Origin of the sequence: Paenibacillus terreus, from assembly GCF_042138595.1 — a bacterium.
Classification (GTDB): Bacteria; Bacillota; Bacilli; order Paenibacillales; family Paenibacillaceae; genus Paenibacillus; species Paenibacillus terreus.
In genome coordinates, this window is record NZ_JBHIRX010000001.1 from 888,822 (window position 1) to 912,329 (window position 23,508).

General features: G+C 49.2%; 22 protein-coding genes. 17 read left to right on the plus strand and 5 right to left on the minus strand.

Annotation, left to right across the window (positions count from 1 at the left end):
* Window positions 1–2 precede the first annotated feature (2 nt).
* Genes ACE5KN_RS04100 through ACE5KN_RS04110 form a run of 3 tightly spaced genes read right to left on the minus strand, consistent with a single transcriptional unit; the run spans window position 3 to window position 2,772 of the window.
* Complete coding sequence (locus tag ACE5KN_RS04100) at window positions 3–803, minus strand: ABC transporter ATP-binding protein (protein ID WP_375528124.1); 801 nt, start codon at window positions 801–803, stop codon at window positions 3–5.
* On the minus strand, window positions 800–1,807 hold the full coding sequence (locus tag ACE5KN_RS04105; protein ID WP_375528125.1) for a FecCD family ABC transporter permease: 1,008 nt from the start codon (window positions 1,805–1,807) through the stop codon (window positions 800–802). The genes ACE5KN_RS04100 and ACE5KN_RS04105 overlap by 4 nt, the downstream gene beginning before the upstream one ends.
* A complete protein-coding gene (locus ACE5KN_RS04110) occupies window positions 1,804–2,772 on the minus strand; it encodes an ABC transporter substrate-binding protein (RefSeq protein ID WP_375528126.1) in 969 nt (322 codons plus the stop codon). The genes ACE5KN_RS04105 and ACE5KN_RS04110 overlap by 4 nt, the downstream gene beginning before the upstream one ends.
* 445 nt (window positions 2,773–3,217) lie before the next feature.
* Here ACE5KN_RS04110 and isdC point away from each other — a divergent pair, with 445 nt between their 5' ends.
* The 9 genes from isdC to ACE5KN_RS04155 all read left to right on the plus strand — a co-directional run bounded on the left by isdC (window position 3,218) and on the right by ACE5KN_RS04155 (window position 14,580).
* Window positions 3,218–4,006 (plus strand): heme uptake protein IsdC, encoded by a 789-nt coding sequence (gene isdC / locus ACE5KN_RS04115; protein WP_375528127.1) that lies wholly within the window; start codon window positions 3,218–3,220, stop codon window positions 4,004–4,006.
* Window positions 4,007–4,036: 30 nt separating this feature from the next.
* Window positions 4,037–4,498, plus strand: a complete 462-nt coding sequence (locus ACE5KN_RS04120; protein ID WP_375528128.1) for an NEAT domain-containing protein — start codon at window positions 4,037–4,039, stop codon at window positions 4,496–4,498.
* Between the two features lie 48 nt (window positions 4,499–4,546).
* Window positions 4,547–8,071 carry an NEAT domain-containing protein gene (locus ACE5KN_RS04125; RefSeq protein WP_375528129.1) on the plus strand — a complete coding sequence of 1,175 codons (3,525 nt, stop codon included), beginning with the start codon at window positions 4,547–4,549 and terminating at the stop codon, window positions 8,069–8,071.
* Window positions 8,072–8,198: 127 nt separating this feature from the next.
* A complete protein-coding gene (isdE, locus tag ACE5KN_RS04130) occupies window positions 8,199–9,092 on the plus strand; it encodes a heme ABC transporter substrate-binding protein IsdE (RefSeq protein ID WP_375528130.1) in 894 nt (297 codons plus the stop codon).
* Window positions 9,093–9,147: 55 nt separating this feature from the next.
* The gene (locus ACE5KN_RS04135; RefSeq protein WP_375528131.1) at window positions 9,148–10,134 is read left to right on the plus strand and encodes a FecCD family ABC transporter permease; all 987 of its coding nucleotides are present in this window, start codon (window positions 9,148–9,150) and stop codon (window positions 10,132–10,134) included.
* Window positions 10,124–10,897, plus strand: a complete 774-nt coding sequence (locus ACE5KN_RS04140) for an ABC transporter ATP-binding protein (RefSeq protein WP_375528132.1) — start codon at window positions 10,124–10,126, stop codon at window positions 10,895–10,897. Before ACE5KN_RS04135 ends, ACE5KN_RS04140 begins: the two co-directional genes overlap by 11 nt.
* 26 nt (window positions 10,898–10,923) lie before the next feature.
* Window positions 10,924–11,712, plus strand: a complete 789-nt coding sequence (gene srtB, locus ACE5KN_RS04145; protein WP_375528133.1) for a class B sortase — start codon at window positions 10,924–10,926, stop codon at window positions 11,710–11,712.
* Window positions 11,713–11,859: 147 nt separating this feature from the next.
* The gene (locus ACE5KN_RS04150; protein ID WP_375528134.1) at window positions 11,860–12,408 is read left to right on the plus strand and encodes a GNAT family N-acetyltransferase; all 549 of its coding nucleotides are present in this window, start codon (window positions 11,860–11,862) and stop codon (window positions 12,406–12,408) included.
* Between the two features lie 252 nt (window positions 12,409–12,660).
* Window positions 12,661–14,580, plus strand: a complete 1,920-nt coding sequence (locus tag ACE5KN_RS04155; protein ID WP_375528135.1) for a beta-glucoside-specific PTS transporter subunit IIABC — start codon at window positions 12,661–12,663, stop codon at window positions 14,578–14,580.
* A 97-nt stretch (window positions 14,581–14,677) separates the two neighbouring features.
* On the opposite strand, the gene ACE5KN_RS04160 is transcribed toward ACE5KN_RS04155, so the two are convergent.
* Window positions 14,678–15,538 carry an HAD-IIB family hydrolase gene (locus tag ACE5KN_RS04160; protein ID WP_375528136.1) on the minus strand — a complete coding sequence of 287 codons (861 nt, stop codon included), beginning with the start codon at window positions 15,536–15,538 and terminating at the stop codon, window positions 14,678–14,680.
* A 39-nt stretch (window positions 15,539–15,577) separates the two neighbouring features.
* Between ACE5KN_RS04160 and ACE5KN_RS04165 the strand changes: the two genes are divergently transcribed.
* On the plus strand, window positions 15,578–16,570 hold the full coding sequence (locus ACE5KN_RS04165) for a LacI family DNA-binding transcriptional regulator (RefSeq protein WP_375528137.1): 993 nt from the start codon (window positions 15,578–15,580) through the stop codon (window positions 16,568–16,570).
* Window positions 16,571–16,632: 62 nt separating this feature from the next.
* Here ACE5KN_RS04165 and ACE5KN_RS04170 read toward each other — a convergent pair whose 3' ends face one another.
* Window positions 16,633–17,553 carry an NAD(P)-dependent oxidoreductase gene (locus ACE5KN_RS04170; RefSeq protein ID WP_375528138.1) on the minus strand — a complete coding sequence of 307 codons (921 nt, stop codon included), beginning with the start codon at window positions 17,551–17,553 and terminating at the stop codon, window positions 16,633–16,635.
* 146 nt (window positions 17,554–17,699) lie between these two features.
* Between ACE5KN_RS04170 and ACE5KN_RS04175 the strand changes: the two genes are divergently transcribed.
* The 7 genes from ACE5KN_RS04175 (at window position 17,700) to ACE5KN_RS04205 (ending at window position 23,394) form a co-directional block, all read left to right on the plus strand.
* Window positions 17,700–18,218 (plus strand): RNA polymerase sigma factor, encoded by a 519-nt coding sequence (locus ACE5KN_RS04175; RefSeq protein ID WP_375528139.1) that lies wholly within the window; start codon window positions 17,700–17,702, stop codon window positions 18,216–18,218.
* A complete protein-coding gene (locus ACE5KN_RS04180) occupies window positions 18,215–19,876 on the plus strand; it encodes a DUF4179 domain-containing protein (protein WP_375528140.1) in 1,662 nt (553 codons plus the stop codon). The genes ACE5KN_RS04175 and ACE5KN_RS04180 overlap by 4 nt, the downstream gene beginning before the upstream one ends.
* Window positions 19,877–19,982: 106 nt before the next feature.
* Window positions 19,983–20,507: a DinB family protein gene (locus ACE5KN_RS04185; RefSeq protein WP_375528141.1), complete on the plus strand. Its 525-nt coding sequence runs from the start codon at window positions 19,983–19,985 to the stop codon at window positions 20,505–20,507.
* A 199-nt stretch (window positions 20,508–20,706) separates the two neighbouring features.
* Window positions 20,707–21,294: a TetR/AcrR family transcriptional regulator gene (locus ACE5KN_RS04190; protein WP_375528142.1), complete on the plus strand. Its 588-nt coding sequence runs from the start codon at window positions 20,707–20,709 to the stop codon at window positions 21,292–21,294.
* A 52-nt stretch (window positions 21,295–21,346) separates the two neighbouring features.
* Entirely contained in the window at window positions 21,347–22,828 is a 1,482-nt protein-coding gene (locus tag ACE5KN_RS04195; protein ID WP_375528154.1) for a DHA2 family efflux MFS transporter permease subunit, read from the plus strand.
* A 181-nt stretch (window positions 22,829–23,009) separates the two neighbouring features.
* Window positions 23,010–23,192: a small acid-soluble spore protein H gene (locus tag ACE5KN_RS04200; RefSeq protein ID WP_375528143.1), complete on the plus strand. Its 183-nt coding sequence runs from the start codon at window positions 23,010–23,012 to the stop codon at window positions 23,190–23,192.
* Between the two features lie 28 nt (window positions 23,193–23,220).
* Window positions 23,221–23,394 carry a hypothetical protein gene (locus ACE5KN_RS04205; protein ID WP_355324151.1) on the plus strand — a complete coding sequence of 58 codons (174 nt, stop codon included), beginning with the start codon at window positions 23,221–23,223 and terminating at the stop codon, window positions 23,392–23,394.
* Window positions 23,395–23,508: the final 114 nt, after the last annotated feature.

Genomic DNA, 23,508 nt, shown 5'->3' on the forward strand with positions numbered 1-23,508 from the left:
TATTAAATTCCTCCCGGTTTATTTAAGTTCGTCACAGGTATAATAAGCGGGTATCCGTCGATCACGGTTACTTTAGCATCAATCTCGTAGATTTCTTTCAGAAATGCAGGCGTAAGCAAATCTCGCGGACTGCCTGCCGCGGCAACAGCGCCGTGCTTCATGGCGATCATATGATGACAGTAAGCGGCTGCTTGCTGCAAATCGTGCAGAACCATCGCAATCGTGATCTCCCATTGCTCATTGATCCGCTTCAGCATATTCAAAATATCCAGCTGGTGGGCGATATCCAAATAAGTTGTAGGCTCATCCAGCAATAAAATATCCGTCCCCTGCGCCAGCGCCATGGCAATTCTGGCCCGCTGCTGCTCACCTCCCGACAGGGTGTAAAACAATCTCTCCGCATGCCCGCTCATGCCAACGGCATTAAGCGCAAATTCGACCGCCTGATCGTCTTCACGGGTATGCCGCTGCTGAAACAGCTTCTTGTAAGGAGTACGTCCATAAGCGACGAGCTCTTGTACCGTCAGATCGGGCAGGGAGTCCCTGGTCTGCGGAAGCATGGAAATATGCCGGGCCAGCTGTCTGGGCGAAAAGGCGGAAGCCGGCTTTCCGTGAATGAAAATTTCTCCATCATCGACTGCGATTAGACGGGTTATTGTTTTCAATAGCGTGGATTTGCCGGAACCGTTGGGACCGACTATAGCCGTTATGCGTCCTGGCGGAAATTCGGCGTTGATCCTTTTCAGTTGAAAGCCTTGTCTATGAAGCGAAATATCTTTGACGGCAAGTGTGTTCTCCTTCATCTGATTTTCCCCCGTCTCCTGAGCAGAATCAAAAAGAATGGCGCACCCAGCGCGGCCAGCAAAATTCCGACAGGAAGCTCAATCGGGTCAAACCAGGATCTGGCGATCGTGTCTGCCAGCACCACCAAAGATGCCCCGCCCATGACGGATAACGGAAGCAGAAAGCGGTAATCGTCTCCAATGACAAGCCGGATGGCGTGAGGGACGACAAGGCCGACAAAACCGATCAAACCGGCCACACTGACGGCCGTGCCGGCAAGGAAGGATGCAAGCAGCATGAGCAGGAGCCGCTGCAACTCGATTCTCTGACCAAGCAGCCTTGCGGATTCGTCCCCCAGCTGCATCAGATTGGCCGGGCGTATCGCCGGAATCGTCAGAAGCAAACCTATCAGGGCATAGGGGGCCATGAAGGAGAGATGGTGCCAGCTTCTCCCGTTCAGCCCGCCGGATAACCATGAGAGAACCGCCTGCACACGATCGCTGTAAACAACCATAACTCCATTCATAACAGCGCCGAGCAGGGCATTAACGGCAACGCCGGCAAGAATAATTTTGACTGGTGAAGCTCCTTTGTCCCAGGCCATTCCATAGATGACAAGCGAGGTGGCAAAAGCTCCGGCGAACGCCGCTGCGGGCAGCAGGTAGCTGTATTGCGGCAGTGCCACCATACAGATGACGGCTGCCAATCCTCCCCCGGAAGATACACCAATAATGCCCGGATCAGCCAACGGATTTTTCATCACTCCCTGAAGCAAAGCACCTGAAGCTGCAAGACAGGCTCCGACCAGCATTCCGGTCAGTATCCGCGGCAGACGCAAATCCATAATGATCGTTCCATAGGCAGAGCTGCCTCGCTCGAGCATGGCAGACCAAATATCCTGAATCGTGACCGGGATTGAACCATAGGTCAGTCCGTATACGCTTGCTGCGATAAGAATGAGGGGAGAGAAGAGTAGCAAGATATTGCGTCTGTTCGTTCTTTGCCGAACATCGACTGCATTCATTTCACTGCCTCCAGTAAACCGTGCAGCTCATCAAGCGCATCCGTTACCTTGGTTCCCGGATTGGTTCCAAACAGGTCGGAAGGAAGCACATGAACCTGTCCGTTCTTGACCGCCTGAATCCCGTTCCAGGCCGCATTTACCTGCATTTCCTTGAAAAAACCGTCTTTAACGGCCTCCGGCTGTCCATGTGTCATGATTAAGATCAGCTCGGGATCGGATTCAACAATTCGTTCCGTGTTCAATTGGGCATAGTGTGGATAGCTGTCCAGTTCAGGATAATCGGATGCGATATTTACTCCACCGGCCAGTTCAAGCAAGTTACCGCTCAAGGAATTAGGCAGTGCCGCCAAATACGTACCGGGCGCTCCATAGATCATCAGTACCCTTGGCCGGGAAGGAAGCTCTTCATTCCGAAGTTCCTGGATTTTGCCGTCAATAGCCCGCACGAGCTCTTCTGCTTTGCTGTTCTGATCAAGGATTTTACCCAGCAAGCGTATCTGTTTCCGGATATCAGCAGCTGAGTTCGCTTCGGTCAAGAACATTTTCGAGCCGATGCTTTCAATCATCGCGGTATCCTTTGCGTTCAGTACGGCATTGCCGAGCACGAGATCCGGCCTTAGAATAGTAATTTTCTCAAAATCAAGCTCATGTGTAGTTCCGACCTCTTCAATATCCGATAGCTCTGCTTCTGCTGAGGACGTCGGTCTTCCGACGAGATCCCCACCGAGAGCATGAACAATGTCCATATCCCCATTACTTAACGCTACTATTCGTGCGGGGGGATAAGGCAACGTCACCTCTCTTCCTGCAAAATCAGTCACCGTAATTGTGACAGCTTCTGACGGATTCTCTGCAGAAGCGGATTGGGCCGCAGATGTTCGCCCCTCAATGGACCCGCTGCCAGTCCCGCATCCAGTCAAGAGAAGCAAGATCAGGCTGCTTGCCAATACAGCTTTATTATTCATAAAATACTCCTGTTCCTGAGAGATGGGGAGGAAGAATGAGGAAGAAGATGCTGTATAGAAGAATGATAATGAAAATCATTATCACTGTCAATCTCAATTTCACTTTAGCTAAAAATTTATTTTTTTGATTGACACCTCCGTGAAGAGTGGGATAATATCAAATCGCAACCGCACCTTATTTTGTCACTGGGGAGGGATGCCATGGATTACTGGTTTGATTAGCCGATTGCCGGACAGGTTGATAGCTTGAAAGAAACCGAGGGGGAGAGTTCTCGGTTGCAGGAAAGCAAGAAGAGATGAGGAAGAAGTGTTCTGTAACAACATACAAGCTGATAGGATCATTTTTTTTAAGCTACAATTGAGAATGATAATCAATGAGAAAGAAGTTTATGCGCTTGTAATGATTCAATCCATGAGAGAGATTGAGAGGAGGAAAAGGGTTTCCATGAAGAGGTGGAAAGCAATCCCCGTCCTTTTCCTGGCTGCGGTTATGGGCCTGGTATTATGCGTCACATCTAAGGTTCAGGCAGAAGTCATTGCATTGCAGGATGGAGAATATAACGTTGACTACAACATTTTAAAAGCTGAAAATGATTCGGTCTCCATGGCAAACGATTATTTTGAAAAACCGGCTGTGATCCATGTCAATAACGGGAAGCTGGAGGCGGTAATCCGGCTGAACCACAGTGCCTGGATCACGGAGTTCAAGGTTCCGGATGGCGGTGGATATGTTGATACGACTACCGTCAGCAGTGACAGTGCCGCTGATACACGGGTAGCGAGATTTCCGCTGCAGAGCCTGGAATCCCCGCTTGCCGCAAAAATTCATGTAACCGTTCCGTCCGTGGACTATGACCATGACTACACGATCCGCTTTGCCTTTGACAGCAGCAGCATTACTCCGGTGAAGGCTGAACAATCTGCAGCAGCAAAAAATAAGGAGCCTGAATCGTCTTCTGCGAAGGTTGCGAACGCTGCTGCAAAAACCGAAAACAATGCTCCCAATTCTGCAAGCACTGCTGCTTCCGGAGCGAATGACGGTGCAGAGAGCCGGGTTCAGGCCAATGTCAAAGAATCTAGTTCTGATAACAGCGTTTTGAAGAATGTAGAGTCGGGCGATCAAGTGGTCAATCCGCCAACAGCAGACACCGCTCCAATTGCTGCATGGGTGGCTGTTTTTGCAGTATCGCTTTTATTTTTGCTCCGACGATTGTATCTGTCCAGATCCAAATAAATTTTTTATAAAAAGGAGATTGATCTGATCATGAAAAAAAACTTGCTGCTTAAATGGTCGTTAATGACGTTCGTAGTGTTCGCATTGCTTTTGCCTTATGGTGCAGCCGGAGCTGCTCCTGCAGACGGGAAATATACGATTAACTATGCTGTGCTGAAGGATGGAACGGACAGCACCTCCATGATGGACAGTTATACTGTGAAACCGGCTAATCTGACGGTTAACGGGGGCCAGGCTTATGTGACCTTCACACTGAAAAACAGCTCCTGGATTACCAAGTTTCAAACCGAACAAAACGGCCAATATGTCGACGCTGATATCGTCAGCAGCGACGCGGCAGCTAACACCAGAGTGGTTGGCTTCCCGGTTGCCGATCTGGATGCCAAGCTTAACGCGTATACGGAAGTAGTTATTCCTGTCCTGAACTACAACGGCAAATATGAGGTGCAGCTGAAGTTTGATACAACAAGCATCACTCCTGTAACTCCTTAATAAGCCATGAACAGCCGTAAAATTGAGGATTGAGGAGAGCTGAATGAATTGAACAGGTTATTTAAAAAAGCGGCATTGGTGTTTACCATGCTCTGCCTATTACTGGGTACATCGCAAGTCCCTTCGCTCATGGGCTCGGCCTTTGCTGCCACGGATGGGCCATTGGCGAAGTTGTCGGGCAATGCAATGGCAAAAGCCGGCGACTCCCTGCAGGTGGAGCTGCAATTCAGCGGTGTCACCGACAGCGTGTATCAGAATGTATATGAACTGGAGTCGACGATCTCATTCGATGAAGAGCGCCTTGAGCTTGTTTCGGTTGAATCTGCTCTAACCGACTATTCATTGTCTTATAACCGGACAGCCAATGATCAAGTGCATCTGTCCGCGTCTGTGGATTCAGGACAAGAAGCGGCCGATGCGAATAACACGTTTGCCCTGTTGACATTCAAGGTGAAGCCGCTGGACGAGCCGGCCTCTGCAGAGGTAGCTTTGGTCTCCGCAGCTATTTCCAATGAAGGCGGAGATACATATCGCTTCAGCCAAACCTCTGCTTATCAGGTGCAGCTGCAGCCGGAAGATCAGACAGCTGCTGGCGTGATTCCTGACGGTGAATATCCGATTGGCTTCAGTATATTGAAAGATGGCACGGACGACATTTCCGTCATGCAACAGTATGTTGATACTGCGAGCGGCAAATTGACCGTAAGCGGGGGCAAGCAGTTCGTTTCATTCAAGCTGCTGCAAAGCGCGGAAATCACCAGCTTTAAAACGGAAGTGGGCGGGCAGTTGACAGAAACGGATACAGTCAGTGAGGATGCCAGCGCCAATACCCGTACCGTGCGTTTTGAGGTCGCTGATCTGTCTTCCAGGTTAAACGGCTGGGTGAAAATCTACTGGGATTTAACAGATCTGCTGGGAATTATCTATGATGAGGAATACGACGTTGATCTGGCTTTCGATATCTCCGGTGTGCCGGTTGAATACCCGACAGAACCAGAAACACCGGTAGAAGGAACCCCGGATGAGGAGTATGCCATTGACCTCAAATTCTTAAAAGACGGAACAGATGAAACGTCTTCGATGAACAGATACGTTGAGCCCTCAAGCAGCAAGGTTTCCATCTATGGAGACAGAAAATTCGTTACGTTTACTCTGCTGGACAGTTCTTCCATCACCGGCTTCAAAACGGAGCAGGATGGTGTGTTGACCGATGCTGAAGTTATCGGCGAAGATGCTGCAAAGAATACCCGTACTTTGCGATTCGAAGTCGCTAACTTGAGCGAACGGATTAACGCTTTAGTTCAGGTTCACGTTGTTATGGGGAATGGACAAGTCTATAACGCTGAATATCAGGTCGATATTCAACTGACTGCCGCTGAAAGCCCTGGCGGTGGGCCGGTGGATCCTGAGGTTCCGGAGCCGACGAATCCTGGAATTCCCGACGGGGAGTATCCAATCACCTTTAACATTCTGAAGGATGGCACGGAAGAAACGTCGGTTATGTACCAGTATGTGGATGCAGCCAGCGGCAAGCTGACTGTGAGCGGCGGCAAGCAGTATGTTTCATTCAAGCTGCTGCAAAGCGCGGAAATTACCAGCTTCAAGACGGAGAAAGACGGTCAGCTCGTTGAAGCCGAGACCGTAAGCGAGGATACCGCAGCGAATACGCGGACGGTACGGTTTGAGGTCGCCGATTTGACATCCAAACTGAATGGCTGGGTGAAAATTTATTGGGATTTGACGGACACGGTCGGTTATCCGTTCATTTATGACGAGGAGTACAACGTCGATCTGTCCTTCGGCGAGGCAGGAGTGCCTGGAACTGATCCGGGTACAGGTAATCCTGATCCTGGAACTCCGACGAATCCAGGGACCCCGACTACTCCAGAGACTCCTGCACCAGCTCCAGGAGGCGGAGGTGGTGTACCGGTTGAAACCGGGGACGGAATTTACAGCATCCGTTTCGGAGCATTTTACCCGGATGGCGTGCAGAAGTCGCGAATGGCCGATTATTTGGTCAGCCCAGCCACACTCATCAAGGAAAACGGCATCAACCGGATCAACATGACGGTGAAGGACAGCTCCTACATTACCAGTCTGCAGGTCTATAAAGACGGTTCATACGACGAGGTATCGACTATTAGTGAAGACCGGGGTCAGAACACACGTGAAATCAGCTTTGAGGTGGCTGATTTGAGTGCACCTGTAGATGCCAGGGTCAAGGTCGAAATCCCGGCGTTGAATTACTATGGAGATTATGAATTTATCATCAAATTTTATCCATCTACGATCGAAGCCGGGGCTCCGGACCCATATGTAGGCGAATCACCGACGGTAAGCCTCCTGGAAGACGGGCAATACTCCCTTCCATTCGAAGTGAAGGAAGAGGATGGTAAGAAAATCTCTTCTGTCAGCGATAAATTCGTCAGCCCTGCAGGTCTGACTGTGAAAAACAAGGTTAATACCGTGAGCCTGACGATCCGGAACAGCTCTTCTGTGACCGAATTGCAGGTGGACGGAGGCAAGTCCTATAAGGACGTCTCCGTTGCATCACGCAACGAGAAGCAGAACACCAGAGTGGTTACATTTGAAGTGATGGATCTGACGAAGCCGGTCTATGCCAAAGCGAAGGTATCCGGAAAAGAATATGCACTTCAGTTTGTTTTCAATGTTGGAGACCTGGAGGAAGGCTTGCCAAAACCTTACGTTGAGCCACCTGTAAAGGAGCCAGTTTTGAAGGATGGAACCTATACGGTGGATTTCAGCCTTAAAGCACCGACAGGAGTGGAGCAATTCTTCAGCAGAGGTGCGGGCTTAAAGGTGAAAGACAACAAAGTCTATGCCCAGCTGCTGCTGAATCACAGCTCATCCATCAGCAAATTTGAAGTGGAGCTTAACGGTCAATTTGCCGGCACTGATACGGTGAACTCTGATCCGGTGTCTGATACCCGTGTAGCGGGATTTGCTCCGGACAGTCTGGTCAAACCGATAAAAGCCAAGCTTCATATCGTACATCCGGCGGTTACCGAGTCTGCAGGCTACCAGTTGCCTCTGTTCCTCAGCTCTAACAACGGCGTTGCGGCTGTTGATACAGAAGCATCCGCTACGATGGCCGAAGCTCAGGCTGTGGAAACCGTAGCAGAACCGTCTTTGCCAGCCGATGGCGAGTATGAGGTTGAAATTACTTTTGATGCTTCGAGCATTACTGCTATTGATGAAACAGCTGCAGGCAGCTCGGAAAGCGGATCTGACAGCAATGGCACTTCCAGCGCTGCAGTCCCGGATGTCGGATTGCCGGAAATGGAAGGGGCGGCTCCTGCTGCAACGGCTGCAACCGATACGGATGTGGATCAGAAACCTGAAGCCGCAAAAGAGGCAATGCCAGGTTTCGACCGTAATGCCGATAAGGTTGTACAGGCAGAGCTTACGGAGGGTGACCCTGTCGCTGCTGAAAAAAGAAGCACAGGCCAAAATCCCGCTACTGCTGACACTGCACCTCTGGCTATTTACGTACTGCTGCTTGCAGCGTCGGCATGGATGCTGATCAGGCACCGCAATGCAATCAGAAAATAGATATGAGTATCTCATAATGCAATAGTGCTGGCGATATTTTTACATTGGTCTTGGTGCGCTTAATCCGCGCATCAAGACTTGCTTTTTAAGAGAATGGAACGTACACATTTTCTTTAGGAGATGGCTTATGTTAAAACCGATTTGGCTTACACTGATCAGCATGCTGATCTTGCTCGGAACAACAGCATGCACATCGGGCAGCCCTGAGCCGTCCGTGTCGGCATCTGCGGAAAGCTCCGGCAATGAACCGCGAATTGTATCCACAACCGTGGCAATTACGGAAATTATGGATGCATTGGAGCTGAATCTTGTCGGGATCCCCACAAGCAGCAAAGAACTGCCTGAACGGTACAAGGATGCTGTTCCGGTAGGTAATCCGATGAGTCCCGATCTGGAAAGAATTCGTGCCCTGCAGCCAACCGATGTGCTGTCCGTCACGACCCTGCAATATGATCTGGAACCGAAATTTTCCGGAGCCGGCATCCCGTCTGATTTTCTCAATTTGCAAAGCATAGCCGACATGCAGCAGACAATCCGAAGACTTGGGGAAAAGTACGGACGCGAGCAGCAAGCGGCAGCGATTACGGGACAGCTTGATGCGAAGCTGGCGGATATCAGACAGAAGGTTGAAGAAAAGAAGCAGCCAACGGTACTGATTCTGCTTGGCGTGCCCGGCAGCTATCTGGTCGCGACAGAGCATTCATTTATCGGCGATCTGGTGAAGCAGTGCGGGGGCATCAATATTGTCCAGGGAGAAAAAGTCGAGTATTTGGCTTCGAACACCGAATATTTGCAGCAGGCCAACCCGGACATTATTTTACGGGCAGCTCACGGCATGCCGGAAGAAGTAGTGAACATGTTCGATCAGGAATTTAAGCAAAACGATATCTGGAAGCATTTTGATGCCGTCAAAAATGGCCGCGTCTACGACCTTGAAGAGCGATTGTTTGGAACAACCGCCAACCTGGAAGCAGGCGAGGCGCTGGATGAGTTGATGGGTATGATGTATCCCGAGAGTTGAAAATTCAGGGTCATTCGAAGCAGATAAATACTGAGCGAGATAGGAAGTAATTTCAATGAATAAAAAAATATGGAGCTTTGTGATTGTCATTGTGCTCTTGATTTATATGATTGTGTTATCCGCGGTGACAGGCAGTCTGAAAATCGGCATGCTTGATTTTATGCGCGGACTGTTTACAGGCGGAAATGAAACCGTTGAGGTCATCAAGGATTTGCGGCTGCCGCGACTGATTGTCGCGCTGTTCGCCGGCGCGTGCTTCGCAGTATCCGGTGCGCTGCTGCAGGCCGTCATGCGCAACCCGCTGGCGGATGCCGGCGTTATCGGCATCGCATCAGGCGCCAATTTTTTTCCGACCGTGATGGTTGTGCTACTGCCGCAGCTGTATTATTGGTCTCCGCTGTTTGCCTTTCTGGGCGGTGCACTGGCGTGTTTTCTCGTCTATACCCTTTCCTGGAAATCAGGGCTGAGCCCCCTCCGTATCGTGCTGGTCGGCATCGCGGTGAACGCCATGTTCACCGGATTAAATGAGGCTTTCATGATCAGCTGCAGTTATCTGCTCGGCACCAATCCCGATGCATCAGTATCCTCGAACATTTCCATGGAGACATGGAAGGATGTGCAGATGATTTCGACATACGGCTCGGTCGGCTTGATCATATCCATCATGCTTGTTACCTGGTGCAACATGCTTGCGCTGCAGGACAAGACGGCAGCTAATCTGGGACTGCGCGTAACGCGGGCAAGGCTTGTCATTTCAGCTGCAGCAGTGCTGCTTGCGGCTGTGGCGACGGCTGTGGCCGGTGTCATTTCGTTTGTCGGATTGCTCATCCCGCATATTGCGCGGCTGCTGGTAGGCTCGGATTACAGAGCCGTAATCCCGTTTTCCGCGCTGCTGGGCGCACTGCTGATTCTGACGGCAGACACCTTGGGGCGGACGTTGGTGGCCCCGCTGGAAATTCCTGCATCCACGATTATGGCTGTCATTGGCGGTCCTTTTTTGATTTTTATGCTGAGAAGGGGAGACAGGGTGTATGGAAGTTAGGCAGGTTACATTCACTTATGACCGTAAAGTAAACCGTCTGCATCATATTGCTGCGGATATCCCGGCCGGGCAGACAACAACGATCATCGGACCGAACGGATGCGGCAAATCGACGCTGCTTGGCGTTATGTCCAGAAACTATCAGCCGCTGCAGGGCGAGGTTGTGCTGGATGGCAAGGCGATTCATCAGTATACCCCCAAGGAGTTTGCGCGGAAGCTGGCGATCGTCCACCAGCATAACGAAGCACCTGCCGATCTGACCGTGGAGAAGCTTGTCAGCTATGGCCGTATGCCGCACCGTGGCTGGTTTACACCGGATCGCGACATGGAAGGTGCTGCCATTGAGCGGGCGCTGGAGAGCACGAATCTGCTGTCCAAGCGGGCTCTGACGATTGACAGCCTGTCAGGGGGAGAACGGCAGCGGGTGTGGATTGCCATGGCACTGGCCCAGGATACCCAGGTGCTCTTTCTGGATGAGCCGACGACTTATCTGGACATGTATTATCAGATTGAAATCCTGGAGCTGGTAAGGCGGTTAACTACGGACTTTGTCATGACGGTTGTCATGGTTCTGCATGATATTAATCAGGCGATCCGGTACAGCGATCATATTATCGTGATGAATGACGGCCGTATTGTGGCTCAGGGGGCGCCGTCCGATGTGGTTACAGAGGAAATGCTTTTTTCCGTGTATGGCGTCCGCGCGTTTTTGCGAAGAGACACTGAGGCAGGGCTGTATGTCCTGCCGGCAGGCATAGGATGAGAAGGGATGCAGCTATGCTGTCACAATTGACTGTTATATATCGCAAGCCGATTGTCCAAAAGGGAATATGGCTGCTTTGGTCCATTATTTTCCTGTTCGCCGCATGCAAGCTGACTGTTTATGCAGCCGACTATTATGCGAATCGCCGGATTTTGGCGGAAGCAAGCCGAATTTTTCATCAGGAAGCAGTGGTCCCAGTTCCGAATTCAAGTGGGGCAGAGAATAAAGAGGCGGCAGCTGCCGGTAAAGCGAGACCGCAGTTTCAACCTCTTTTGGCTATCAATCAGGATATTGTCGGCTGGCTGACAATTGACGGAACAGAGGTGGATTACCCGATTCTGCAGGCTGCAGACAACGAGTTCTATTTGACCAGGAATTATAAAAAGGAGCAGACAAGGGCAGGCAGCATTTTTCTCGATTTCCGGAACCGGATTAATGGGGCAGATCCAAATACCGTTATTTACGGTCACCGCATGAAGGATAATTCCATGTTTGGCAGTTTGAAAAAGTATCTTGATAAGAAATTTTTTGATGCGCACCCGGTGATTTATTATGACACGCTGTATGGCAGCTACGAACTGGAGATTTTTTCGGTGTACCGCACAACAGCCGAGGTGAATTATATACGCACCTCCTTTAATTCGGAACGTGATTATGCCGAATTTATCGAGCAATCGAAGGGGCGCTCCGAATATGAGACAGGTGTCCATGTGAACACGAATGACCGCATTGTTACGTTATCGACCTGCGATTATGCATTGGATGCTGAAGAGGGCAGGCTGGTTGTGCAAGCCAGGTTGGTGGAAAGAGAGTAAGCTTGTATAATGAGTTAGACTGGTTTACAAGCTAAAAACTTACCAGGAGGTCGTGACGATGGCTGAGCTATACGTATTCCGTTAGGTCCGTGGTCCCCCGCTCATCCTGTTTCGCACCTTATACAATTTTAGACCGGGAGGACGAACATGGATATTTTGATCAGAGAGCTGACGGCTGGGGACGAAGGGCGGGGGATCAACATTAATGACAGCTTTATCGTGAATTCTGCTCTTGTTCTTTCCATGACGGGACAGCGGATTGAATATACGGTGAAAGAGATACCTGCTTATGAGAAAAGCTACGATAATGATCAGTTTGCAGAAGAGACGGATTATTCGGAATACATTGGCAGCCCGGATCAAATCTGTTATTTGGCCTTCGCGGAAAATAAAGTCGTGGGCCAAATTCTTTTGCAACGGAACTGGAATAAGTATGCGTATGTCGCAGACATCAAAGTTGACGCCCATTACAGAGGATTCGGCATTGGCCGGAAACTAATCGAACAGGCAAAGAGCTGGGCTAGGGAGGGCGGTATGCCAGGAATCATGCTGGAGACGCAAAGCAACAATGTCCAGGCTTGCAAGTTCTATGAAAGCTGCGGATTTGTTATCGGCGGGTTCGACTCCTATGTATACAGAGCGCTTGATAAACCAAGCGACGAAATCGCGCTGTATTGGTACTTGGTGTTTTATTAAAAATAACAACTGGAGTTTCGAAAGTTAAATTAAAAAATATGAATTGTATGCGTTGACAAACGGATGAAACCGTTATATTCTATACACATCAAACAGAATAACAACCTAGGATTGTTACTGGTTATGCAGGCAAAACCTAAGTCGTGATTATTAGTGGGGCAGAAATGCCGACTCTATGAACATGGCTTAGGTTTTTTGTTTGCCTTGATTTCCTGTAATGTACTTTTTAACCACAAAATGGGGGTATTCGCTGTGAGCTACGAAAAATTAGCCAAAGAGATTGTGGAGGGCGTCGGCGGCGAAAAAAATGTCGACTCGCTTGTTCACTGTGCAACACGGCTGCGCTTTGTCCTCAAGGACAATGCCAAGGCAGATAAAGCCAAGCTGGAGAAGACTGACGGAATTATCACGGTAAAGGAAAACGGCGGACAGTTTCAGGTTGTCATCGGGAATACCGTTCCCGAGGTGTACGCAGCCATCGGCAAGGTCAGCGGCATTCTGGACGAATCCGGATCCGGGTCAAAGGAAAAGGAGAAAAGCGGCAAAAAAGGATTTGGAAGCGTAATCGAAGTCATCTCCAGTATCTTTGCTCCACTGATGGGAGTTATGGCCGGTGCCGGTATTCTTAAAGGTTTGCTGCTCATTGCCAGCAATTTTGGCTGGCTGGACAAGGCCGGCTCGACATATACGATTCTGTATGCCGCTGCGGACGCGCTGTTTTATTTCCTGCCTGTGCTGCTTGCGGTGACTACGGCGAGAAAGTTCGGCGGCAATACGTTTACTGCCGTAACGATTGCAGGCGCTTTGCTGTATCCTTCGATTATTGAACTGAAAAATGCTGGGACGGCAGCAGACTTCTTCGGTATTCCTGTCATCATGATGAGTTACTCGTCCACGGTTATTCCGATCATCCTGGCGGTGATCGTTATGAGCAAGCTGGAGAAATTTTGCAACCGCGTCATCCATGAGAGCGTCAAGAACTTTGTCACACCACTAATTTCACTGGTTGTAATGGTGCCGCTTACGTTGATGGTATTTGGACCATTCGGGGTCTATGTCGGAAACGGCATTGCATCTGTATTGCTTGCAGCATTTTCCTTCAGTCCGCTTATTGCGGGGGCGATTTTGGGCGCAACCTGGCAGATGCTCGTTATTTTCGGTGTTCACTGGGGTCTTATTCCGGTGTTCATTAACAACATTGCAGTATATGGAAAAGACGGTATCAAACCAGCAGCAACTGCTTCCGTTTTTGCCCAGGCTGGCGCTTCCTTAGGCGTCATGCTGAGAACGAAAAACAAGAAGCTGAGAACACTTGCAGGTTCCACTACACTGTCAGCCCTGTTCGGCATTACCGAACCGGCCGTTTACGGGGTAACCCTGCCGCTTAAGCGCCCGTTCATCGCAGGCATTATTGGCGGCGCAGTGGGCGGCGCCATCATCGGCCAGGCCGGAACGCAGGCGTTTGCTTCCGGTGCTCCGGGACTGCTGACCCTGCCGATTTTCTACGGTCCAGGCGGACAAGGCTTCCCGGGTCTGATCATGGGCATCACGGCATCGTTCCTGATCTCGGCTGTTCTGACTTACATCCTTGGCTTTAAGGATCCTGTTGAAGAGGAAGATACAGCTAAACCCGCTGCTGATAAAGACAACACTCCAGCCAATGCCGCCGGAAAAGTCAGTGATAAAGCCAGTGATAAAGCGTTTAGCCCGCTGAGCGGAACTGTAGTTCCATTGTCGGAGGTTCCAGATCCGGCCTTCGCTTCAGAAGCCATGGGCAAAGGAGTTGCAATTGAGCCGGCATCAGGACGGATTGTCGCTCCGTTTGACGGAACGGTAACCGTTGCATTTAAGAAAAAACACGCTTTGGCTGTCGTTTCGGATAAAGGCGCGGAAATTCTGGTTCATGTGGGCATTGATACAGTGAAACTGGATGGACAGCATTTCACATCCCACATTCAGGAAGGCGACCGTGTTAAAGCAGGACAGCTGCTGCTTGAATTTGATGCGGAAAAAATCAAGGCTGCCGGTTATCACACGGTTACACCGATCATTGTAACCAACAGCCATGATTACGCAGATGTGCTCCCGCTTCAGCAAGGACAGGTGCGCGAGGGAGATGAGCTGCTGCAGATCATTGGCGGAAATGAAACTGAAGATTCGGACAAAAAATAAGGGATTTTGCTTAAAATAGAGTTGATCAATCCCCCCGTATCTCTTGAGGATACGGGGGGATTTTCAGGTGAAGATATCATTGAAATGGTTCCCGGTCTCAGGGGAATATCGTTTTGCAAACATGTAATATTCCCTCCGCATAGGGGAAGGGGGCAATATTGGGATAGAGTGACTTCGCCTCAGGGGTTGCATTTTGCAGCAAGTATCCGTATTTTGCTGCTTTTAACATTTCAATATCGTTTCCGCTGTCACCAAAGGCTATTGTCCTTTCAATAGGCACGTTGTAATATGTTCTCATAAAATGGGCTGCCTGCTTTTTGCCTGCTCCGTTCGGGATAAAATCAATATCGTAAGCCTGATGAGGATCACCCGCTTTTGGATTGCAGCGATTGATATTTACTTGAATGCCATAATTGAAAGCAAGCTGCTTTATTACATTTAAGTCATATCTCGTTCCGGCTTCTGATTTTACATAGTAATAAAAGTTCATTTTATGGGGGGCCTGACCATGCTGGGTCTGTGCCTGCAGCCGGATATTGTAGATTGACCTGAGCTCATTGCATATTTCTTCCACGGCATACCGCGAAAACCCAGAATTCCTGATGCTGCTTTCCCATTGAGGCAGGGAATGAAGCTGGCCATCAAAGTCTGTCATCCAGATTTCAGTTCCCAGGTCGCTGGCGATAAAATGCGGCAAATACGCAATTCCGGCCGTTTTCATTTTTTGCAGTATTTGATTCAGGCTGCTGCCGGTGACCCATCCTATTTTTGCCAGGTGCCTTTCACCAAGATAGTTTAAATATTGTTCAAGCTCGTGCAGCTTGATGAGTTGTGCATCGGTCCCTTCATGAGGATAATAGGTTTCGTCAAAGTCGCACAAAATGAGGTACTGTGTTTCTTGTGTGGATTTCATTACTTGCATGGTCCTGAAAGTCCTCCCCGCGTTTTTTTTCAGCATACTTTCCGGGAACGTTCCCAGGTCAACCATAAAAATGGGGTGTCGAAAATTCCGAACATACATGATATCGCCCGTGTCAGCGGTGTCTCCAAATCTACCGTATCCCGTGTATTGAATGCGCATCCGCATGTCTCGGAGGAAAGCAGAACAAAAGTGCTGAAAGCAATTCAGCAGCTTTCTTATGTGCGGAATGCGCGTGCCGTACATTTACGTCTGCAGTCCAGCAAATCGATAGGCATCATTGTTCCTGATCTGAACCACCCCTATTTCAGCCAGCTTGTGAGTGAATTGAATCTGTCGTTAAGGGAGCATGGATACAGGCTTGTAGTTTATCAGACTCACTTCTCCGAGGCGGATGAGTGCCAGGTATATGATAAGCTGGTTCAGAAAGAAATGGATGGGGTCATTATTGCTCATTCAGTGCTTAGTGAGCGGCAAATCAAGGAGAGAGTACAGTCCAACCTTGCCATCGTTTGCAATGAGCAATTTGAAGGAGATTGGCTGGATGTGTACGGGCTGGATGAGCAGGATGCCATTTTTCAGGCTACAGAATATCTGCTGCACAAGGGGCGCCGTCACTTGATTTTTTGTATGGATCATATGACAGCCTTGCAGATGAAGAGATGGAACGGATTCACAATGGCTCATCAGCAATTCGGGCTTGCTTGTCCGGAAAACCGGCGGTTTGATGGGCTTGTATCTATCCGGGATGGTCTGGATTTGGGGAATCGCTTGTTTGGTTCCAAGCTGAAGATCGACGGAATCATTGCGGGCAGTGACTTCGTGGCAGCCGGTTTGCTGCGTGCGGCGAAGATCAATAATGTTACGGTCCCTGATGATGTATCGCTTATCGGTTTCGATGACCACCCCATCTGCCTGGTGACTGCCCCTGAATTAACAACCATTGCAAATCGGGTTGACGAAATGGTTCAGGACATGGTAGCTCGCCTGCAACAGCGTCTTCAGGGTGACGCATGCATGCCTGAGAGAAAAATGTATAAAGGAAAGCTGGTGCATCGTGCTTCCTCTTAATACAAACAAGGCTCCTGCTCTCATCATGAGGGCAGGAGCCTCCTTTATAATCAGGCGCCTTTCTATAGAGATGCTGTTTCCTGCTTCTCAAGCACTTTTATGATGCTCGTAAAACTGTTGTTATGATAGCCCTCCTGCATACCTCGTTTGAAAAGCTCCAAAACAGCCGCAGGCAAAGAAGCATCAACACCTGCTTCCTCTGTGGTATGAAAAACATGCTCCACGCTTGCCACCCCCATGGACAGTTTGTCCACATCGCCAGGGTGCTCGTCCGCGTCGATCCGCGGCGTGTAGAACTGGATGAATTGAGGCAGTGCGGCTGTGATGCCTGATGCCGTAGACAGGAACTCTTCTGCCGTGATTCCATTTTTCTTGGCTACTGCAATTGCGTGAAAATAGCTGACCATTGAGGTCCAGAATATATCCATTTGCAGCTGGTAGTAAAGCGCAGCCAGGCCCGGTTCTTCGCCCCGGTAATCGGTACTGGTGAGAACCTCCAATGTTTTCTTGTTGGCTTCAAACACTTCCCTGGGTCCGCTGTAGAAGGTGAAGGACTCAAGGCTGCCGATACCGGATGGAGGCACCTGTACTCCTCCCGTAATATGAATTGCTCCATGGCCAGCCAGCCATTTTGCCGCTTCACGGGCTTTATGCGGAGTATCCGAGCTAAGGTTGACAATGACCTTGCCCTGCAGGGAAGCGGCCGCAGGTTCGAGAATAGAGTACATCGCATCGTAACTCGTCAGGCTCAGAATCACCAATTCATTGGTTTCCAGCGCTTCGGTCACACTGGAGGCTTTGAACGCGCCTTTTGCAGCAAGTTCATCAGCTTTGCTCAGGGTCCGGTTCCATACGGTCAATTCATAGCCTTTATTCAGGAACGCGTTCCCCATCGCCAGCCCCATCGGCCCGAGGCCGATAAGAGTTACTTTTTTTGATTTTTGCCCTTCAAGATTCGGGTTTGAATTTTTTTGATCTGTCAAAGCAAACAGCTCCTTTCTAATGAGACTAACAGAATGATAAAGTATGACACTGGTGTCAAAGTCAACGCGTTTTTTCGAAAATGAACCTTTTGACGATCCCGGTTGTTATATAGACGCAGAACGCAGAGAGGAGGGAGCGGTGACAAGTGACGAATAAAGAGCTTTTTGAAGCCTACCGCAAGGATGTATACCGGATGTGCTATTACATGATGAACAATGCCGCAGATGCGGAGGACATATGCCAGGAGGTGTTTGTAACTGTCTTCCGCAGTAATTGGCAGGACATCGAAAAAATCCGCCCCTGGATCATCCGCATCACCGTAAATCAATGTCTTAATGTTCTCAGGCGCAGACGTACTTTGCTGGATAAAATAGCGGTGTATCCGCACATGATCGCAGGATCACAGGAAAAACTGCCGGATGAGATTGTCCTGGAACGTGAGACGGCGCGGGAATGGGCGGATTATCTGAGCAGACTCCCGCTGAAAATTAGAGCGGTCATAGCCTTGCGGTACATACACGGATTTCAGCTGGCGGAGATTGCAGAGATGCTGTCCATCCCATTGGGCACTGCAAAGTCGCGGCAGCACAAGGGGATCAAGCTTATGCGAAAGATGCTGGAACAGCAAGATTCCCCATATCAATATGAAAGGAGCAGCCTATGAAATCATTCGAGCGGTTACTGGAACATCAACTGAAAGATGACAGCAGCGTTCCTTATCCTGACTTCGATGCGATGTGGTCCAGGATTGAGTCATGCGGGATGAGGGAGGAATGTGGAAGCCGACCAACTGAGCTGAGCGGTATACCTGGAAAAGGATTGCGTAGCAGAAAAATACTTGTGGCCTGCTCACTGACCGCTCTGCTCGCAGCCGCACCGGTATACGCAGCTTTTCATTATGACTGGAGCTCGTTATTGAAATTCAGAAGCGGAGTGCAATCGGCTATTGCTCAAAATTTAGGACAGTCTATTGAGCGTTCTGTCACGAAGGAGGGAGTCACGCTAACGCTTCATACTGCAGTGGTTGACGAGAACAGAACAGTAATTTTATATTCACTGGATATTGGAGAACGGCCCAGCCCGATTTTCAATTTTAACAGCATGAAGTTAATAGATGATGCAGGCAACGTCATTGAAGGCCGGTACAGTGATCAGCGCTGGGATGCTGCAAACCACCGGTTTACGGGGTATTTTGAAGCGGATTGGGCACCACAATCAGACACAGCTCATGTGCGGTTCATTGCAGAGGGCTTGCAGCTGTTGGCAGAAGCAGAGAAGGAGATCCCGTTTGACAGTCAGAACCCGAAGAAACAAGTCTTCGAACTTAATCAGGATAAGCTGCAAAAAATAGAATTGAACTCCATTCTACAAAATCCGGATAAGCTGATGATTTCTTCGGCCGTTACTTTTCAGGATCCTGCTGCGAAGCAATGGGCTTACCCGGAGCTGGTGGCATATAAAGACGGGACACCCGTTAAGCAGCTTCCAGGCGGAGCTTTTGGCACACCTGGGGAGAACGGGGAGTATACGGCTGTCCAGTATTTCAAGGAAAGTGATCTTTCAGCTTCGGGAACAACCTACAAGCTTCAGTATATGAAGGAAACGGACCGTATTCAGGAGCAATGGAGCTTTCCCCTGGTGTTGAATAAAAAGCAAATGGAGAGCGGAACGATCCGGCAGACCCTTGATTTGCCGCTGGGTGAAGGAGAAGAGGCAACCACCCTGGAGCAGATTGTGATTACTCCTACCCAGATCAGGTTAATCGCTAGTCATCAACAGCGTTTTGGGGCTTTTCCGTTCACCGAATATCAGCTTGAAGTAGCCGGAAAGGTTATAAACAGCCCTACGGCCTGGTTCGGTGAGGAGGGAAATCCGCATTTATCCACCTTAAGAATTGAACGTCCAGCGCAGTTGAGCATTACGAAGGATACACCCGTTTTTCTAATAGGGAAGCACGAAGTTATCAATCATGACGGTGGGGATATCCCGACAGTCCTTACAAATATCAGTGAACAGAAGCAGAGCATCACAACGAGGGTTGGTGGTTATCCTGTCCAATGGACTTATTATATGAAGGATAACGATCTATACGTGGAAACGGAAAGCAGCGACCCTGACTTCGGCGGAATCAATCAAACCTATATCGGGAAAGGCAAGGAACGGATTATCGGAAAACCTTTGACAATCAATTTTGTGGGGGATGGAGACAACAAAGCGGTGGATGTGTATAAAAATTTCAAGGGTACTAAAGCGTCAGTGTATATTTTCTTCTACAGCGTAGAGGATGTGGAGAAAGAAATGAGAATCCGGCTCCTGCCGTGATTCAGTTTCCAGATTTGTGCAAACTATTGTATAATCCTACTAACTATTAAGGAGCATGCATGCAGCCGTAGTAGTTTACTCTGATGAAAAGGGGGAGTTCATCGAAATGGAAGCTAATACGAACGAAAGCAAGCCTTTTTTCACCAATTATATCAACCAGGTACCAGAGGGAAATATCATTGAGATTCTGGCTGATCAAATTGAAGAAACACTTTCCATTCTGCGGCCTCTGGACGAGGAACAAGCGAACTTCAGATACGCCGTCGACAAATGGAGCATTAAAGAAGTGGTGGGTCATCTGACGGACAATGAGCGGGTATGGACTTATCGGCTGCTTCGGATCGCGCGCGGCGACAATCTGGTTTATCCGGGATATGAGCAGGATCAGTTTGTCAAAGAAGCGCAGTTTGATCATGTTCCTTTTAAAGGTTTGCTCGAAGAACTTGAATCGCTCAGAAAATCTACGGTTTATATGCTTAAAGGGCTCCCGGCAGAAGCGTGGCAGCGGCAGGGCGTACTCAATCAGGACCCTCTGACGGCACAGCAGGCGGCTTATGTCATTGCCGGCCATGAGATTCATCACCAGACCATTCTTAAAGAACGTTATCTGCCTGGAATCCAAAATACATGAATACAGTTGTATCGATGTAGGAAATCATAAAACCCCTGTCTATTGTTTATTGAAAACAACTAAGACAGGGGTTATTTTCATCTTTTCGTAACCAAATCCGGTGCTCATACGTCTTCTATATATCCGCTATTGACATGCTTCATTGGAACTGATTTAATTATGTAGACCAGTTGTTATAATTTTTAGGGATGTGGTTCCATTGGGCGAAAAATCTAACCCCAAAGAAGCGATTGTCAGTACAGCGGCAAGGCTTTTCTTTTCCCAGGGATATCATGCTACCGGCCTTAATCAGATCATCAAGGAAAGCTGTGCGCCGAAGGGGTCGTTGTATCATTATTTTCCGAACGGGAAAGAAGAGCTGGCGCATGTGTGCATCGGGAAGGCGAATGAGCATATTGTTCACAAATTTCGGGACACATTTGCCGCGTATGACAACACAGGGGATGCGATTCGGCATTTTATTCATGAGACGGCAGATGAGGCGGAGGCTGCCGGTTTTACGGGATTTTTGCCATTCAGCTTCTGGGCGGCAGTTGAAACATCCTGCATTAGCGACAAGCTGCGCAAAGACTGTCAGGAAGTGTTCACAGCCTGGCAGGATATCATTGCGGAGCGGCTTCGTTTGGATGGCTTTGAGGAGAAAAAGGCTCATGAGACAGCGCTGCTGATCCTCTCCATGATGGAGGGCGCGCTCATTATCAGCCTGACCCATCAGAGCAAAGAACCGTTGCTGAATGCAGCTGATTACTTGTCCGTTCTGACGAAGAATGCCGATTTACTGAATTAAACAACTAAAAAGAGATAGATACACCAAGGAGGATGGAAACGTGGAGGCAACCATGAAAGCTGGTTCTGTGCAGGATCAGCAGGCAACAAAGCAATACAAGGTCATCCCGATATTATTTGCAATGCTGCTGAGCGGGTTTATCGGCCTGTTCAGTGAAACAGCCCTTAACGTGGCCATGACACCATTGATGGGCATCCTGCAGGTAGGGCCAACGACGATTCAATGGCTCACTACCGGTTATTTGCTGGTGATGGGGATTCTGGTTCCGGTTTCGGGACTGCTGCTGCAGTGGTTCACCACCCGGCAGCTTTTTACGGCATCATTGATTTTCTCCATTGCAGGAACGATCGTGGCTGCAATGGCACCGAGTTTTGAGCTTCTGATGGTCGCCCGGGTGCTGCAGGCGGCAGGTACGGCGCTGCTGCTTCCTTTGCTGTTTAACACCATACTGGTCATTTTCCCGATTGAAAAGCGCGGCTCCGCGATGGGATTTATCGGTCTTGTCATCATGTTCGCACCGGCCAGCGGACCGACGATTTCGGGATTGATCCTGGCCAACCTGACCTGGCACTGGATTTTCTGGATTTCACTGCCGTTTTTCGTTATTTCTTTGATCTGCGGATTAATATTCTTGCCTAATATTTCAAATCTGACCAAGCCTAAAATTGATATCCTGTCCATCATTTTGTCTACAATCGGCTTTGGCGGAATCGTCTATGGCTTCAGCAGTGCTGGGGGTCATGGCGAAGGCGGCGGAGGCTGGTCCAGTCCGGTTGTTATTGCAACCCTGGTCATTGGCGGGCTGGCACTGCTGGTGTTCAGCATTCGCCAGTTGAGAATGAAAGAGCCCATGATGGATCTTCGGGCATTCAAATTTCCAATGTTCACAATCGGTTTGATTCTGATCTTTATCTGTATGATGATGATGCTGTCATCCATGCTGATTTTGCCAATGTACCTGCAGCAAGGTCTCGCCTTGAGTGCTTTGACCGCTGGCCTGGTGCTGCTGCCCGGCAGCCTGCTGAACGGATTCCTGTCACCGGTGATGGGGCGTCTGTTTGACAAATTCGGTCCCAGATGGCTGGTCATTATCGGCCTGGTCATTGTATCAGTTATTCTGTTTGTGTACTCCAGAATCACGCCGACAACACCATATGGATTGATTGTTGCCATGCATGTGCTTATGATGATCGGCATCTCGATGATTATGATGCCTGCTCAGACCAACGGCTTGAACCAGCTGCCACCTGAGTATTATCCTCATGGTACGGCGATCATGAACACACTGCAGCAGGTAGCGGGAGCGATTGGCACAGCGGTTGCGGTAAGCATTCTCAGCGCCGGCCAGATGAGTTATCTGAGTCATGCAGCCAATCCTGAAAGTGCTGCAAGCAAGCTGGGCGCTTTTACTGCCGGCGTACAGCATGCTTTCACTTTTGCCTTTATCCTGGCTCTGATCGGGCTGGTCTGCTCGTTCTTTGTGAAACGGGTTAAAGTGAACAAGCAAATGGGCCAGCAAGGCTCAAAGCATTAAAATAATGATATATCCGCATAGAGCGCTTTTGCTGTGACAAAAAGCATCCCTCAGAATGAACATCTGCTTCCCAAAGCATGATTGGAATTCTGAGGGGTATTTTTGTTTTGGAATGCATAACTGTTCTTTTACCTGTACATAGTAAAGGCGAATTTACTCAGCAATGGAGGTTCTGCCTGAAATGAATATTCAAAGAGCACAGGAGATCGCGGCATCTCCCGTAATGGCGAATGTGCTGTGTGATGGAACACAGATTTATATTCAGCATGTGGACGAGCAGAACGAGACGGCACGCATTTATCCGCTTGGAAACCCGCAGGAGGAACGGGAAGTGCCTTTATATGCATTAACAGAGCAGGATTAGAGCTAAGGATAAAAGGAGAGAGCCAGCAATGAAGGAAAATAAATATAAAGTGGCCGAGGCGGACCGCTTGAATGATCATGACCGTACAGATGATGTGGTGCGGGAAGTGCCTGCAACGACGAATGCCAGCGAAGCTGTGGCGGCAATCACTTCACACATCAATAAATATGATGTGCCCGATGAGCTGGAGAAGGATAAATAATCCAACAAGCTTGAATAAAACGGGATAAAAAGCCAAAGAACCGTCAGATGGTTAGTTCTGACGGTTTTTAAATCTATGCTTAAAAGGAATACTAGAAACAGAAGTAGAAGTAGA

Coding starts and splice junctions, on each gene's coding strand:
- ACE5KN_RS04160 (WP_375528136.1), bottom strand. CDS start 15,538: ATGCTGAAAAAAAACGCGGGGAGGACTTTCAGGACCATGCAAGTAATG.
- ACE5KN_RS04195 (WP_375528154.1), top strand. CDS start 21,347: ATGAAAGCTGGTTCTGTGCAGGATCAGCAGGCAACAAAGCAATACAAG.
- ACE5KN_RS04110 (WP_375528126.1), bottom strand. CDS start 2,772: ATGAATAATAAAGCTGTATTGGCAAGCAGCCTGATCTTGCTTCTCTTG.
- ACE5KN_RS04135 (WP_375528131.1), top strand. CDS start 9,148: ATGAATAAAAAAATATGGAGCTTTGTGATTGTCATTGTGCTCTTGATT.
- ACE5KN_RS04150 (WP_375528134.1), top strand. CDS start 11,860: ATGGATATTTTGATCAGAGAGCTGACGGCTGGGGACGAAGGGCGGGGG.
- ACE5KN_RS04120 (WP_375528128.1), top strand. CDS start 4,037: ATGAAAAAAAACTTGCTGCTTAAATGGTCGTTAATGACGTTCGTAGTG.
- ACE5KN_RS04205 (WP_355324151.1), top strand. CDS start 23,221: ATGAAGGAAAATAAATATAAAGTGGCCGAGGCGGACCGCTTGAATGAT.
- isdE (WP_375528130.1), top strand. CDS start 8,199: ATGTTAAAACCGATTTGGCTTACACTGATCAGCATGCTGATCTTGCTC.
- ACE5KN_RS04200 (WP_375528143.1), top strand. CDS start 23,010: ATGAATATTCAAAGAGCACAGGAGATCGCGGCATCTCCCGTAATGGCG.
- ACE5KN_RS04180 (WP_375528140.1), top strand. CDS start 18,215: ATGAAATCATTCGAGCGGTTACTGGAACATCAACTGAAAGATGACAGC.
- ACE5KN_RS04140 (WP_375528132.1), top strand. CDS start 10,124: ATGGAAGTTAGGCAGGTTACATTCACTTATGACCGTAAAGTAAACCGT.
- isdC (WP_375528127.1), top strand. CDS start 3,218: ATGAAGAGGTGGAAAGCAATCCCCGTCCTTTTCCTGGCTGCGGTTATG.
- ACE5KN_RS04100 (WP_375528124.1), bottom strand. CDS start 803: ATGAAGGAGAACACACTTGCCGTCAAAGATATTTCGCTTCATAGACAA.
- ACE5KN_RS04105 (WP_375528125.1), bottom strand. CDS start 1,807: ATGAATGCAGTCGATGTTCGGCAAAGAACGAACAGACGCAATATCTTG.
- ACE5KN_RS04185 (WP_375528141.1), top strand. CDS start 19,983: ATGGAAGCTAATACGAACGAAAGCAAGCCTTTTTTCACCAATTATATC.